Genomic DNA, 14,151 nt, shown 5'->3' on the forward strand with positions numbered 1-14,151 from the left:
ATGAAAAAGGGCGGTCCATCCGGCGCGGAGGAGTCCGCGCCGAGCCGGGCGGGGCAGGATCAATCCAGAAAAGAAATGACCCGAGGCGCCGGGCTTGCCTTGCTCGGGCGTCTGGGGGCTTTGGTCGAAGCGGCAGGATTTCCAATCTTTCTCTGGCTTTATGGCTCTGTCACCTTTGGCTTGTTTGCCACCCTTTATGCCATTGTGCGCATGGCCAGCGGCGTGACGCAGATGGGCATGGATGTGGCCTTGCAGCGCTTTATCCCCTCTTATGATGATGAAGATGCGATCCACCGCACCTTGGCGATTGCCCTTTTGATCACCATGGGGGCGGGGATCATCGGCGCGCTTTTATTGATCTTTTATGCGCCGATGCTGGCGCGGATGATCGATGGCGATGGCGAGGATACCCAGCATATCGTGACGGTGATCCGCATTTATGCCGTGACCCTGCCGCTTTGGACCAGTGTTGAAGTGCTGACCGCCAGTGTCAGATCGCGGCGGAAATTCGGGCCGGAAATCAGGATCAGGTTTTTCTATGAACAGATTTTGCGCATTGTGATTGCGGTTGGTTTAGCCTTTGTCGGGCTGACCACTTATGGGCTGTTTCTGGCGCATATCCTGTCTTTGGCGATTGCGGCCCTGCTGTCATTTTTTCTGGTCGCCCGCTTTTATGATTATAAGCGCTTGTTCATGGCGGGCTATGATCCAAAGCTTGCTAAAGCCATGCTGCATTTTGCCCTGCCGATGATGCCGGCAACCCTGATCCAGCGCATTTTTTCCGAATTTCCGGTGCTGGTGCTCAATATCATCATTCCGGGCGCTGCCGGGGCTTCGGCGGCGGGCTTTTATTCCATCGCCCGTAAGCTTTCCAGTGTTATGCAGGTGATCCACAATAGCTTTGATTATGTGGTGGCACCCCTTGCGGCCTTCCAAAAAGGGCGGGGGGATCGCGAAACCCTCGCGGATATGTATGCCTATTCAACGCGCCTGATGGTTGCCTTCGGGGTGATTTTGGCCGGTGCCATGGTGGGCAGCCATCATGCCTTGCTTGATATGTTGGGGCCGGAGTCCGAACCGGCGGCGGTGGCGCTGGTCATTCTGGTTCTGGGGCGGTTGCTCACCTTTTTTTTCGGACAGGCCCCGGCCATGGTCCGCAGCCTGTCATCAACATATTGGACATTGGGCAATGGCCTGTTAGGTTTGTTGGCGATGCTTGGGCTGCTTTATCTGCTGGTGGAAAGCCATGGCCCGGCAGGAGCGGCGCTGGCGGCGGCAGCGGGCCTTATTCTCAGCCGGGGGGTGGCTTTGATCGAGGTTTATTTTCTGTCCCGCCTATGGCCCTATAGTAAAGAAATGTGGAAGCCTTTATTTGTTTCTATTTGTTTATCCCTCATCTTATTCACTTCCGGGGTTTTACTGAAAAATACGCTCGCGCCCGTTCAAATCCTCGTGCTTGTCGTGCTGCTTATCTTGAGCATTCTAGCCTTTTTCCGCTATGGTTTATCGGCTCCCGATGCCAAGGCGCTTGGGCGGCTGGCACATTTTGCACGGCGCGGGCTTCATTGAGGATAGGCCCGCCCATCAATCAACTGGGCGACCGATCATGTCATTATATGGAGCCATCGCTTTATCCGAAGTGAAGGCGAAAAAAGACCTTAAAACATTCATTCGGGTTGCCGAAGAAATCTATGCGCAGGACCCCTGCTGGGTGAAGCCATTGATGATCGAACGGCTGGCGCTTTTAGATCGCGCCAAAAACCCTTATTTCGATCATGCCCGGGCTGCCTATTGGATCGCTTGGAAAAATGGTCGCCCGGTGGGGCGGATCAGTGCCCAGATCGATCAATTGGCACAAGAGCACCGGGGCGATACCATTGGCCATTTCGGCATGATCGAAGCCATTGATGATCGCGCGGTTTTTGCAGCCTTGTTAGGTAAGGCCGAAGATTGGCTGAAGGCCGAAGGCTGCACGCGGATCGAAGGGCCCTATAATCTTTCGAGCAATGGCGAATGCGGGCTTCTGGTGGATGGGTTTCATACGCCGCCGGTTTTGATGATGGGCCATGCCCGGCCTTATTATCAAAAGCATTTAATGGCTTTGGGTTATGAAAAGGCAAAAGATTTATTGGCTTATGAGCTTGATCTGCTCAAGCCTTTGCCGCCCCGTTTGGCGCGCTTTATCAAAACGGTTGAGCAGAATGAAAAAATCACTCTGCGCGAGATCGATATGCGACGCTATCAGGATGAATTGCATAAGATCATCGATATTTATAATGATGCCTGGTCGGATAATTGGGGCTTTGTGCCGCTAACGGCAGAAGAAGCCACCCATCTGGCGCAGGATATCAAGCCGATCGTTGCCCCGCATCGGGTGCGCTTGTGCGAGGTGGATGGAAAACCCATGGGCATGTTTGTCACCCTGCCGGATGTGAATATGGTTTTGCGCTCTTTCAATGGCAGGCTTTTTCCTTTGGGCTGGCTGCGATTACTCACTGGATTATTCATAACATATCCGAAACGGTTACGGGTTCCCCTGATGGGTGTCCGCAAGATTATGCAAAAAAGCCGCTATTCCGCAGCGCTGGCGCTGATGATGATCGAACATACCCGGCAGGACGTGGTGCGCCGGGGCGCGCGATGGGCGGAATTATCCTGGATTTTGGAAGATAATTTTGGCATGCGAAATATTCTCGACGAGATTGGCTGTGAAATCTACAAGACCTATCGAATCTATCAGAAATCGCTGCTATAAAAGCGTGATCTGAAACCGGATTTCATAGAAACGGACACGCTTGTGTGGCATCGATTGAGGACGTATTTTCTCGCTGGGCTCGTTGTTTTTGCGCCCATTTCCATCACGATTTTTCTGACCTGGAAGGTGATCGGGGGCATCGATGGCTTTGTCCGTGGTCTTTTGCCCACGGCTTATAATCCTGAAACCTATTTAGCGGTGAATATTCCCGGTATCGGGCTTTTGATCACTTTTGTCTTTCTCACCATGCTGGGGGCACTGGCCGCCAATTTTCTCGGCCGATCCCTGATCAGGCTGGGGGAAGCGCTGGTGGAGCGGACGCCGGTCATTCGCGGCATTTATACAACGGTGAAACAGATCGCCCAAACGGTGATGGCGCAAAGCTCCACCACCTTCCGTGATGTGGTGATGATCGAATATCCGCGGCCGGGTTTATGGGCGATTGCCTTTGTTTCGTCGAACACCACTAACGAAATTCAGCAGAAAACCGCTCAAGTTGAGATGCTGAATGTTTTCCTGCCGACAACGCCCAATCCCACCTCGGGATTTTTGCTGTTTGTGAGGAAAAGTGATTGTATCTATCTGGATATGACCATCGAACAGGCGATCAAATATATCATCTCGGCCGGCTTGGTCAGCCCGGAAGAATTACCCCTTGCCAGCCCGAAACATCGCCCATCAGAAGCCGCAAAATCGTCTGAATCTTAAGCGATAGCCTTTTCAAACCGCTCAAAGCCCGCAGCCAGATCATCAATCAGATCATCCGGATCTTCAAGGCCGATATGAAGCCGCACAAGGGGGCCTTTTGCCTGCCATCGGGTGGCGCTGCGCACCCGTGCGGGATCGGTGGGCAGGATCAGGCTTTCAAAGCCACCCCATGAAAAACCAAGCTTGAACAGGCGCATATCATCAACAAAATGATCGATCTGCTGATAGCTGCCCTGCTTCAGGATAAAAGAAAACAGGCCGCAAGAACCGGTGAAATCGCGCTTGAACAGGTCATGGCCCGGCATTTCAGGCAGGGCTGGATGCAGCACGCGATCAACCATGGGGTGCTTTTGCAGCCAGTGGGCAATCTTGAGTGCGCTTTTTTCATGCTGCTTCAAGCGAATGGGCAGGGTTCTAAGCCCGCGCAGAGCAAGCCATGCATCATCAGGGCTGGTGGTTTGCCCCAATTGCACCGCGCCCTGTTGCAGCTTTGGCCAGGCCCGGGCATTGGCCGTGGCAATGCCAAGCATCACATCGGAATGGCCAACGATATATTTGGTAGCGGCATGAACCGAAATATCAATACCCAGCTCCAGCGCCTTCATATTGAGGGGGGTGGCCCAGGTATTATCCAAAAGCACTAAAGCATCATGATCATGGGCAATGGCACAGATGGCGGGCAGATCCTGAATTTCCAAGGTCAATGAGCCGGGGGATTCGGTCACCACAAGCCTGGTGTTTTTCTTGAAAAGCTCAGCGATTCCAGCCCCGATGCACGGATCGTAATATGTTGTTTCGATACCGAAACGTTTGAGCATATGATCACATAAAGCCCGGGTGGGTTCATAAACGCTATCGGTGACCAGAATATGATCGCCGCTTGCCACCACAGCCAAAATGGCTCCGGCGATGGCCGCCATGCCCGATGGATAAAGCCAGCTATCCACACCCCCTTCCAATTGGGTGATAGCTTCGCGCAAAGCCCAATGGGTGGGGGTGCCCCGGCGTCCGTAAAAAAGCTTGGCATCAGGATTTTTGATCCCCGCCCGCAGATCATCCATGGTTTCAAAAAGACAGGTGGATGCCCGATAAACAGGCGGATTGACAATGCCATGGGTCCAATCAGACCGGCGTCCGGCTTCAATGATCTGGGTATCGCGTTTCATGGAAAAGGGGGTCCGGTCTTATTGTTCTGGAAGATCAGAAAGAGTGAAGATCAGGCGGGACGAGCGCTATCCGCCCGGACCTTGGCTGCGGTGATTTTAGGGAGGGTGGGCTGGCTGCCATATTCAGCCCAGGAGCCATCATAAACCGACCAATCCCGATGGCCGATGGCAGTAAGCGCCAAAGCGATAGAGCAGGCGGTGACCCCCGAGCCACAGCTTGTGATCACCGGCTTTTTGAGATCAACCCCTGCGGTTTTGAATATTTGTTGCAGGTCCTGCGGTGATTTCAGCGTGCCATCGGGCTGATATAGACTGCCATAGGGCACATTGATGGCACCGGGGATATGGCCGGGCTCCACCCCCGCCCGGGGCTCGGGCTCCTGCCCTAAAAAGCGGGGATTTCCTCGGGCATCAAGGATTTGGGCGGTTTGATGGGTGCTGGCTTTGATCGCGGCATCGAGATCAGCCACCAGATTATCATGACGCCGGGCGGAAAAATGCCGCTCCCGCGGGCCGGGGGGTAAATCTTCCAATGGCCTGTTTTCGCGCCGCCATTTACCAAGCCCGCCATCAAGCACAAACACATCGCGCTGACCAAAAACCCGAAACATCCACCATGCCCGCGCGGCAGAATGCAGATCGCCGGTATCATAAACAATGATCGTGCTGCCATCGCCGATCCCCAATCGCCGCATGGCGCTGGAAAAGGCTTCGGGTTCGGGCAGCATATGCGGCAATTCAGTATCGGGATCAGAAATTTCATCGAGATTGAAAAAAACCGCCCCCGGAATATGGGCGGCGCCATAATCGGCGCGGGCATCATGATCAGAATCCGGGAGGTGCCATGAGGCATCAAGAACGCGAATATCGGGCGCAGACAAATGCTGCTCAAGCCAATCGGTGGAAACCAGTGGCGATGGTGCTTGGGGTTTCATCGGGCAACCTTTGAAGCGAGTGAGAAAGATGAGATGGCCATCAAAGCCAGCACATTAAGATGGCATGCTTCAGGATGCAACGCATAGGGAGAAAACCGATGAACGCCAACTGCGCTCAATTAGGCAGAGTGCGCAGATGATAACTGCCATATTGCCCATTGCGGAAAAATTCCGGTACCAGCGGGTGTCTGATGGGGCTGGCGCTGTCATCGGATGCAATCAGATTGCGTTCGGCCACAAAGGTGACATGATCAGCCCCATCCACCATCACATGATACCAGGGCGAATCTTTGGGGGGCCGAGAGGCTTTGACCGACTCATACCAGGTTTCAGTATTGAAGAAAAATGGATCGACATCAAAAATCAGGCCCCGATAGCCAAACATTCTATGACGCACGACCTGCCCGATTGAAAAACGGGCCTGGGGCAGTTCAGCCATATGTTGCTCCTGCATCAAATATGTTGCTCCGGCATCCTTTAGGGCGTGTCGCAGATTTCGCTCATGCAGATAGCAGCCTGCATTCCACTAGCGCATGGGATCAAAACAGCCTGTTTCATCCCATTGCTATACATGATCACAGTGTGCCAATCATATTCTGAACGAAAACTGAACAAACTTTATGATAATGTGCAAAGACAGCAGATTAATGACTGCACAGCTTTTTATTTTCCGCATCAGACAGATTTGAAGGAGGCAAAAACCGATCCATGTCAAATAATATTTATGAGACTCTCTCACAGCTTGGTGGCAGCGCATCTCGGCCGGAAAAGCCCGAAGACGCCATTTTGGAAACGGTCGCCAATCCGCGTCCGGGGTCGGATTATCTGGTGCGTTTTACCTGTCCTGAATTCACCAGCCTGTGCCCGGTCACCGGCCAGCCTGATTTTGCTCATCTGGTGATTGATTATGCGCCGGCGCGCCTGCTGGTGGAAAGCAAATCGCTGAAGCTTTATCTCAGCAGCTTTCGCAATCATCAGGCTTTTCACGAGGATTGCACCATCGGCATAGCCGAGCGATTGATCGAAGAATTGCAACCGAAATGGTTGCGCCTTGGCGGTTATTGGTATCCCCGGGGAGGCATTCCGATCGATGTCTTTTTCCAAAGCGGCAAGCCGCCCTTGGGCCTGTGGATTCCCGATACCGGGGTGCAGCCCTATCGCGGGCGGGGCTGATTTGGCGGCTATGCGCCTTGCAAAATCACCGCTCATGGTCCAAAAAGCCCTTCATGACAGAGATTGCCATTTTTTTGCCTTTTTTCGGTGGCTTCTGTCATCTCTGTCTTTGGGCCATTTTTTTGGGCGTCTTTTGACCATTTGAATAAAAAGTCGGCTCTGAAAGCGCACAGCATGAAAGGCTCTACCCATAAAGCCGCGTGAAGTTTTATATGCCTTGCCCGATGATGAGGTCGTGGCCGATCTCGTCCCCCATGCCTTTCAGCATCATGTGGGGGTGGATGAGGCTTCGCGCCTGATCCGTTCGATCCCGGGTCTGGTGCCTTTGGCCATTGATCCGGCGGGCGCGGGGCGGGTGATCTGGGGCGATCTGGGCCGGCATCCCTTTCGTGAATGGCAATATATTTTCACGATTGCCGAGCTGGCCCGCCAGCAGGTGATCGGCACGGCTTTTTCTTCCCCTGTGGATATTCTTGATCAGGATGATCTTTTTGCCGATAGCCTTTATCCATCGGCCTTCATTCACCATGTGTCGCGCTGTGGCTCGACCCTGACCACCAAGGCCTTGGCCCGTCCGGCCCATCATATGATGATCAGCCAGGGCGCCCCCCTGCAGCGCGGTTTCTGGGCCCTGATTACGCAGAATTGGCAGCACAGGGCCGAGCCGACCCCATCGGTGCTCCGGCGTTTACGCAATCTTGTTCTGGCGATGACACGGCGGCGCGTGGGCAATGAGCGGCGGGCTTTTGTCAAATTCATCAGCTGGAATGTGGTTTATGCCGATTTGATCGCCGCCGCCTTTCCCGATGTACCGGGGCTTTTTCTTTATCGTGATCCGATCGAGGTGATTGCCTCGGTTAAAAAAGAGACAACCGCCGTTTTATTGACGAAAGGGAGCGCCCAAGGGGCCTTTTTAAGCGGATTGCCTATAGATATTGGCAAAAAATTAAGCAATGTGGATTATCTGGCTGCATGCTACGCACAATATTTTGAAGTTGTTCTGGGGTGCAAAGCTAATCTTTCTCTTGTGAATTACCGTGATTTGGGTCCAAACAGCTTTACACATATGATCGAACAGGGATTTCGATTTTTTCCTGATGAAAATGAGCGTCTGGAAATGCTTGAACAATTTCGCTATCACTCAAAAGATGACAGCAATTCACGCCGCTTTGAAGATGACCGGAAAGCCAAGCAGATGGCTTTGACGGACGAAGAAAAGGCTCGGATCAAGGTACGATGCTCTGACCTTTTAGACCAACTCGACCATTCGACGCGAAATCTTTTCGCTCCCGATACCCGCCTCCGGGCCGTGACCTCTTCGGAGACTTTTGCGAGACAGCGCCAATGAAATCACTTACTTCACCGGGCCTTTTGTCCGTTATCATCCCCAATTACAATTATGGCCGTTTCATCGCGGATACCATTGCCAGCGTTTTCCGACAGGATTACGATTCCATCGAACTGGTGATCGTGGACGATGGCAGCACCGATCATTCGCTGGAAGCCATTCGCGATGCCATCAAGCGTCCGAATGATCTTTCGCGGATCGAGGTGGTGGAAATGCCATCCAATGCCGGCAAGCTGGCCGCAATGAATGCCGGGCTGAAATATTGCGTTGGGGAATATGTGATTATTCTCGATGCCGATGATCTGCTGACGGACAGCTATGCCAGCCGATGCATTGCCGAGCTTAATCTGGCACGGAAATCAGATCCGCAGCTTGGTTTTATCTATACCAATTGCATATTGGTGGATGAAACCGGAGCCGAAATCGGTCGCGGAAAATCCACCGCTTTTGATCCATCCCTGATCGAACGGTTCAGCTTTATTCCCGAACCGGCGCTGACCCTGATGGCTGCCGTGATGGAAGCCAGCCCTTTTGATGAAGGTATCCGCAAGGGGACCAAGCATCATAAATGGCGGCGGATCATCGATAATGGCTGGCGCGGTACCCATATCGCCGAGCCGTTGTTTTCCTATCGCATGCATGGCGATAATCTGTCGGGCATTGGAAGCCGGGTGATTGATGAAATCGGCGGCGGTCATACTGGCGAGCGACTGCTATCAGGCTATTGGCCCACGCAAACCCGCTGATCGCCGTCCAATCCGGCATAAGCCAATCATGAAGATAAAGCGGGTGCAAAACAGCATCCGCTTTTTTATTGCCAAGTGCCCTTCATCCCTATAGGCACAGGAAATATCACAAATGGCCGTTGATGGAGGTGGATCATGTCGCAAGGACTGACGCTTTATGACAAGATATGGCGTCGGCATCTGGTTGCCGATGTTGGCGATGGATCGGGCCTGATCTATATCGACCGGCATCTGGTGCATGAAGTGACCAGCCCTCAGGCTTTTGAAAAACTCGAGGCCGATGGCAATCGGGTGCGCCGCCCCGATGCGGCTTTGGCGGTTCCCGATCATAATATCCCGACCACGGATCGCAGCCTGCCGATTGAAGATCCCCTGTCGCGTACGCAAATCGAAGTGCTGCGCCGCAATACCAAAGAATGGGGTCTCGAAATCTATGATATCGATGATATCCGGCAGGGGATCGTGCATGTCATCGGGCCTGAGCAGGGCTTCACCCAGCCCGGCCTCACAATCGTTTGCGGGGATAGCCATACCTCAACCCATGGGGCTTTTGGGGCTTTGGCCTTTGGCATTGGCACATCCGAAGTCGAGCATGTGCTGGTCACTCAAACCCTGACTTTGAAAAAACAGCGCAATATGCGGGTTACGGTGAAGGGCGCCCTGCCCATCGGGGTTACGGCCAAAGATATGGCTCTGGCGATCATCGGCCTCATCGGCACCAATGGCGGTACTGGCCATGTGATTGAATTTGCCGGCGAAGCCGTGCAGGCTTTGAGCATGGAAGGGCGGATGACCCTGTGCAATATGGCCATTGAAGCCGGGGCGCGTTCGGGTTTGATTGCCCCCGATGAGAAAACCTTTGATTATTTGCGCGGCAGACCCTTTGCCCCCAAGGCGGGGCAGTGGGAGGGGGCCGTGACTTTATGGCGCAGCCTTTATAGCGATCCCGATGCCCATTTCGATCGGGAGATCACCATCGATGCCAATGGGATCGAGCCGCATGTGACATGGGGAACCAGCCCGGAACAGGTGGCCCCCATCGGTGGCCGGGTGCCTGATCCCGATGATTTTGCCGATATAGGCAAGCGTGAAGCCGCTGGTCGTGCCCTTCAGTATATGGGATTGGAACCGGGGGCGGCGCTCGATGGCTTGGCGGTGGATCGGGTGTTCATCGGATCGTGCACCAATAGTCGGATCGAGGATTTGCGGGCGGCAGCGGCCGTGGTTAAGGGCCATGCCGTGGCGCCCGGGATCATCGAAGCCCTGGTGGTGCCCGGCTCGGGCCTTGTGAAATATCAGGCCGAGCAGGAAGGCCTGGACAAGATCTTTACCGATGCCGGATTTTTATGGCGCGAACCGGGCTGCTCCATGTGTTTGGGGATGAACCCGGATAAAGTGCCGCCGGGTGAGCGCTGCGCGTCTACCTCCAACCGCAATTTCGTGGGTCGCCAAGGTCCGGGGGCGCGGACGCATCTGTTGTCACCGGCGATGGCGGCGGCGGCGGCGATTACCGGGCATCTGACCGATGTGCGCCGATTGTCATCCAAAACTGCGGAGATTGCCTGATGGAACCGTTCCAAACCGTCAAATCGGTGCCCACGCCTTTTTTGCGGAATAATATCGATACCGATGTCATCATCTCGTCGCGTTATCTCAAAACCGTCTCCCGTCTCGGTTTGGGGGAGGGCACATTCGCCGCCGTGCGCTTTTTGGACGATGGCAGCCCCGATCCGGATTGTGTGTTCAATCAGCCGCGCTTTTCAGAAAGCCGGATTCTGGTCACAGGCGATAATTTCGGCTGTGGATCAAGCCGCGAACATGCCTTATGGGGGCTATCTGATCTGGGCTATCGCTGCATCATTGCCCCCGGATTTGCCGATATTTTCGCCTCGAACGCCTATAAAAACGGGATTCTCACTGTGGTGCTTGACCGCGCGCAGGTGGAACGGATCGCCGCCGAGGGCGAAGCCGGGCATGAGGTTCTGGTTGATCTGCCAAACCAAAATCTGCGCTTGTCGGATGGCACGGTCTATGATTTCAGCCTTGATCCCTTTCGCCGCAAATGCCTGTTGGAAGGGTTGGATGAGGTGGGCCTCACCTTGAAAGATCATGGCGAGGCCATTGCTGCCTTTGAAGCCCAGCAAAAGCAGCAGATGTCCTGGTTATATCGCTGATCCGGGCTTCATCGCTGATGCGGCTCTATCGCGCATCCTGAAGATGGGGCAGGCCATAAAGCCGTAGGCGGCTGATCCCGCCATCGGGATGAATATTGAGCCGCACATGGCTCACAGCCCCGATCTGTTTAATGCCATCGGTGATCAGATGTTCATGATCGGCTTCCAGAAGATGCGGCACTAAAAGCTCATCCCAGAATTGCGATTGCACGATCAGCAGTTCATCGGGGCTGTGAGGGCAAAAAGCGGCCTGCAGAGAGAAGCGATCGGGATAATTGCCTTTGAAATGGGCGGTATCGATCAGGATTTTTGAAATTACCCCGGGGCAGCCAAGGGCAAGAATCGCCCAATCATGGCCCGGCTCGCGGCGGCGGCGGGTTTCCCAGCCATCGCCCATATCAACGCCCCTGCCGGGTGCGATCAGATTGTCAGGCCTGCCAAAATGGGCATCATTGGCGGCCACCGCCCGGCCCCCATGGACCAAAGCCGCCAGATCGATGGGCTCGCCGCCTGCGATGCGGGCGGGATCGAAATCGACATGGCCATAAACGCGCAGCCGCGCCACCCCACCATCGGGATAGATATTGAGCCGCACATGGCTGGCCTTCATCGGCTGCGGCAGGCGGATCAACAGGCGATCATTCCCGGCCAGGGCAGTGACGCCGATGGCTTCCTGCCATGGGGCCCGATCATTGGGGATTTCATCCGTGCTCTGGCACAGATCGATCGAGGCGGCGGGGGGGAAATTGCCGGTAAAATGGCGGGTATCGATCTCGAACGCTGCGATCAGCCCGGCATGGCCCAGCCTGATGATGCAATGATCATGGCCCGGCCCGCGCTTGCGGCGGCTTTCCCATCCATCCATCCATTTGCCATTCGCATCATATTTGCCGGGGATGAACTGCGGCTCGGCGGGATCGATCAGCCGGGATTTGTCGGCAAAAAAATCATCATTGGCAAAAACCACCTGACTGCCAAGGCGCGGGCTGGCGAGGTCTGTCCATCCCCTGTCGATCACGGGTGCGGCCTGCATGCTGTCGTCTCCATCGAAAAAAAAGGGATGTATGTTCAATCTTGCATCGCATCGAGACGCAGACGGGCGATTTTATGGATTTCAGCCATGGCTGTTTGGAATTCCTGTTCGGCATCATGCTCCAAACGGCGTTCAAAAGCATTGAGGATCGCATTGGCATCCAGTCCGCGCACGGCGATGATGAACGGAAAACCAAAGCGCGATTTATAGGCCTGATTAAGGGTTTTGAATTGGGTGAATTGTTCTGGCGACAAACGATCAAGGCCTGCCCCCGTTTGTTCGGTAGTGGAATCTTTCGATAAAGCCCCGGCCAAAGCCGCCTTGCCCGCCAGATCGGGATGCGCTTTGATAAGGTTCAGTTTTTCATCATGGCTGGCGGCCTCTACAGCCTTGCGCATGGCTTCATGCAGGCGATCCGCCTGATCAAGGCTGCCGCCGGGCACAAGCGACCATATCCGCTCGGCCACCCAGGGGGAATGTTCGTAAATGCCGCCATAAGTCCTGATGAAATCGGCTTTCGTCAGGGCCGAAGGGCATGGGATCAACTTTGGCATGTCATCAACTCCCGGTTTTTTAGGCTTGTGGTGCCGGATGGGTGGCGATCCAATGGCGGGCGATATCCACCCGCCGACAGATCCATAGATCGTCAAAGCCTTGCACATAATCAAGAAAGCGTTTGAGCGCGGCTATCCTTCCTGGCCTGCCGACGATCCGGCAATGCAGCCCCACTGACATCATGCGCGGCGTCGTCGCCCCTTCGGCATAAAGCACATCAAAGCTGTCTTTCAGATAGTGGAAAAACTGCTCGCCGCTGTTGAAGCCCTGCACCGTGGCAAAGCGCATATCATTGGCATCAAGGGTATAGGGCACCACCAGATGCGGCTTGCCTGCGGGGTGGGTCCAGAAGGGCAGATCATCATTATAATCATCGGCATCATAAAGAAATCCGCCTTCCTCGGCAACGATCCGGCGGCTATTGGGGCCGGTGCGGCCCGTATACCAGCCCAGCGGACGGCTGCCGGTGATTTTTTTGTGAATCGCGATGGCCTTTTCCAGATGGGCGCGTTCGATCTCTTCCGGCACGGATTGATAATCGATCCAGCGATAGCCGTGCGAACAGATTTCATGGCCATCCTGAAGCGCCCGGTCCGCCACCGCCGGATTGCGCTCCAACGCCATGGCCACGGCAAAAAGGGTGATGGGCATCCGATAGGCGGAAAACAGATCGAGCAGCCGCCATACGCCCACCCGGCTGCCATATTCATAAAGCGATTCCATGCTCATATGGCGGGCGTGCTCGATGCGCGGGGCATTGACGATTTCTGACAGAAACATTTCCGCCTCATCATCGCCATGCAAAATGGATCGCTCGCCACCCTCCTCATAATTCAAAACGAATTGCAAAGCGAGGCGGGCCTTTCCCGGCCATTGCGCCTGTGGCGGGGTGGGGCCATAGCCGATCATGTCGCGGGGATAGGGGGTCGGTGTCACGGTTATATCCTGTGGATGGAAAGGGCTGAAACGAGGGGGTTTGTCGGCGCTTCAAATTAACGGTTTACGATATTGGTAAAAATTGTAAACTTGGTGAATGAAAATTGCTAACAATTTATCTTGTGTGTCTCACAGATAATCTGGCCCCTTTCAGTCCTGAGCATCGTGGCTCTTTCCATTGGCATGAAGATGTCTCACGATCACGATAAGGTTGAAAGGCCGGGTTTTTCGGCAGAACTGGATTTGAGGGAAGGATTGAGGCTTCATGGCCGGATTGACAACACATATTCTCGATACCACTCACGGCACACCGGCGGCAGGGGTAACCATCCGCCTTTATGCCCGCACCGATGATGGCGATGCTCTGTTGCTGACCACAAAAACCAATTCCGATGGCCGTTGTGATCAGCCGTTGATTGCCGCAGATGATCTTAAAGTTGGCCGCTATCGGCTTGAATTTGATGTGGCTTCCTATTTTGCCGGAAAGGCTGTCGATCTGCCCGATCCACCATTTCTTGATCAGGTGGTCATAAATTTTGGTGTCAATGACGCCAAGGCGCACTATCATGTTCCTTTGTTGGTTTCGCCCTTTGGCTATAGCACCTATCGTGGAAGTTGAATA

At 54.4% G+C, this 14,151-nt stretch carries 15 protein-coding genes; 9 read left to right on the plus strand and 6 right to left on the minus strand.

All coding sequences use genetic code 11. The features are described 5' to 3' along the window. Genes QK300_RS10085 through QK300_RS10095 form a run of 3 tightly spaced genes read left to right on the plus strand, consistent with a single transcriptional unit; the run spans window position 1 to window position 3,463 of the window. Window positions 1–1,569: an oligosaccharide flippase family protein gene (locus QK300_RS10085; protein ID WP_281301572.1), complete on the plus strand. Its 1,569-nt coding sequence runs from the start codon at window positions 1–3 to the stop codon at window positions 1,567–1,569. Between the two features lie 37 nt (window positions 1,570–1,606). Then, window positions 1,607–2,755 (plus strand): GNAT family N-acetyltransferase, encoded by a 1,149-nt coding sequence (locus QK300_RS10090; protein WP_281301571.1) that lies wholly within the window; start codon window positions 1,607–1,609, stop codon window positions 2,753–2,755. A gap of 42 nt (window positions 2,756–2,797) precedes the next feature. After that, complete coding sequence (locus QK300_RS10095) at window positions 2,798–3,463, plus strand: DUF502 domain-containing protein (protein WP_281301570.1); 666 nt, start codon at window positions 2,798–2,800, stop codon at window positions 3,461–3,463. Here QK300_RS10095 and metC read toward each other — a convergent pair. From metC to hspQ, 3 genes are all read right to left on the minus strand, one after another. After that, window positions 3,460–4,629 carry a cystathionine beta-lyase gene (metC, locus tag QK300_RS10100; protein ID WP_281301569.1) on the minus strand — a complete coding sequence of 390 codons (1,170 nt, stop codon included), beginning with the start codon at window positions 4,627–4,629 and terminating at the stop codon, window positions 3,460–3,462. The genes QK300_RS10095 and metC overlap by 4 nt on opposite strands. A gap of 50 nt (window positions 4,630–4,679) precedes the next feature. Further along, complete coding sequence (gene sseA, locus QK300_RS10105) at window positions 4,680–5,564, minus strand: 3-mercaptopyruvate sulfurtransferase (RefSeq protein ID WP_281301568.1); 885 nt, start codon at window positions 5,562–5,564, stop codon at window positions 4,680–4,682. A gap of 115 nt (window positions 5,565–5,679) precedes the next feature. Beyond that, window positions 5,680–6,003 (minus strand): heat shock protein HspQ, encoded by a 324-nt coding sequence (gene hspQ, locus QK300_RS10110; RefSeq protein ID WP_042084789.1) that lies wholly within the window; start codon window positions 6,001–6,003, stop codon window positions 5,680–5,682. 269 nt (window positions 6,004–6,272) lie between these two features. Between hspQ and queF the strand changes: the two genes are divergently transcribed. The 5 genes from queF (at window position 6,273) to leuD (ending at window position 11,005) form a co-directional block, all read left to right on the plus strand. Then, complete coding sequence (queF, locus tag QK300_RS10115) at window positions 6,273–6,737, plus strand: preQ(1) synthase (protein WP_281301567.1); 465 nt, start codon at window positions 6,273–6,275, stop codon at window positions 6,735–6,737. A 235-nt stretch (window positions 6,738–6,972) separates the two neighbouring features. After that, window positions 6,973–8,085: a hypothetical protein gene (locus QK300_RS10120; protein WP_281301566.1), complete on the plus strand. Its 1,113-nt coding sequence runs from the start codon at window positions 6,973–6,975 to the stop codon at window positions 8,083–8,085. Further along, a complete protein-coding gene (locus QK300_RS10125; RefSeq protein ID WP_281301565.1) occupies window positions 8,082–8,831 on the plus strand; it encodes a glycosyltransferase in 750 nt (249 codons plus the stop codon). The genes QK300_RS10120 and QK300_RS10125 overlap by 4 nt, the downstream gene beginning before the upstream one ends. A 135-nt stretch (window positions 8,832–8,966) precedes the next feature. Next, window positions 8,967–10,397: a 3-isopropylmalate dehydratase large subunit gene (leuC, locus tag QK300_RS10130; RefSeq protein ID WP_281301564.1), complete on the plus strand. Its 1,431-nt coding sequence runs from the start codon at window positions 8,967–8,969 to the stop codon at window positions 10,395–10,397. After that, window positions 10,397–11,005, plus strand: a complete 609-nt coding sequence (gene leuD, locus QK300_RS10135) for a 3-isopropylmalate dehydratase small subunit (RefSeq protein WP_281301563.1) — start codon at window positions 10,397–10,399, stop codon at window positions 11,003–11,005. The genes leuC and leuD overlap by 1 nt, the downstream gene beginning before the upstream one ends. A 25-nt stretch (window positions 11,006–11,030) precedes the next feature. Here the strand turns inward: leuD and alc are convergent, their stop codons facing one another. Genes alc through puuE form a run of 3 tightly spaced genes read right to left on the minus strand, consistent with a single transcriptional unit; the run spans window position 11,031 to window position 13,502 of the window. Beyond that, complete coding sequence (gene alc, locus QK300_RS10140; protein ID WP_281301562.1) at window positions 11,031–12,038, minus strand: allantoicase; 1,008 nt, start codon at window positions 12,036–12,038, stop codon at window positions 11,031–11,033. A gap of 35 nt (window positions 12,039–12,073) precedes the next feature. Further along, the gene (gene uraD, locus QK300_RS10145; protein ID WP_281301561.1) at window positions 12,074–12,592 is read right to left on the minus strand and encodes a 2-oxo-4-hydroxy-4-carboxy-5-ureidoimidazoline decarboxylase; all 519 of its coding nucleotides are present in this window, start codon (window positions 12,590–12,592) and stop codon (window positions 12,074–12,076) included. A gap of 19 nt (window positions 12,593–12,611) precedes the next feature. After that, window positions 12,612–13,502 carry an allantoinase PuuE gene (gene puuE / locus QK300_RS10150; RefSeq protein ID WP_348651872.1) on the minus strand — a complete coding sequence of 297 codons (891 nt, stop codon included), beginning with the start codon at window positions 13,500–13,502 and terminating at the stop codon, window positions 12,612–12,614. Between the two features lie 292 nt (window positions 13,503–13,794). On the opposite strand from puuE, the gene uraH reads away from it, so the two are divergent. Next, window positions 13,795–14,148 carry a hydroxyisourate hydrolase gene (uraH, locus tag QK300_RS10155; RefSeq protein ID WP_281301559.1) on the plus strand — a complete coding sequence of 118 codons (354 nt, stop codon included), beginning with the start codon at window positions 13,795–13,797 and terminating at the stop codon, window positions 14,146–14,148. The last annotated feature ends 3 nt before the right edge of the window (window positions 14,149–14,151 follow it).

This window comes from Iodidimonas sp. MBR-22, from assembly GCF_029946565.1.
GTDB lineage: Bacteria > Pseudomonadota > Alphaproteobacteria > Sphingomonadales > Rhodothalassiaceae > Iodidimonas > Iodidimonas nitroreducens.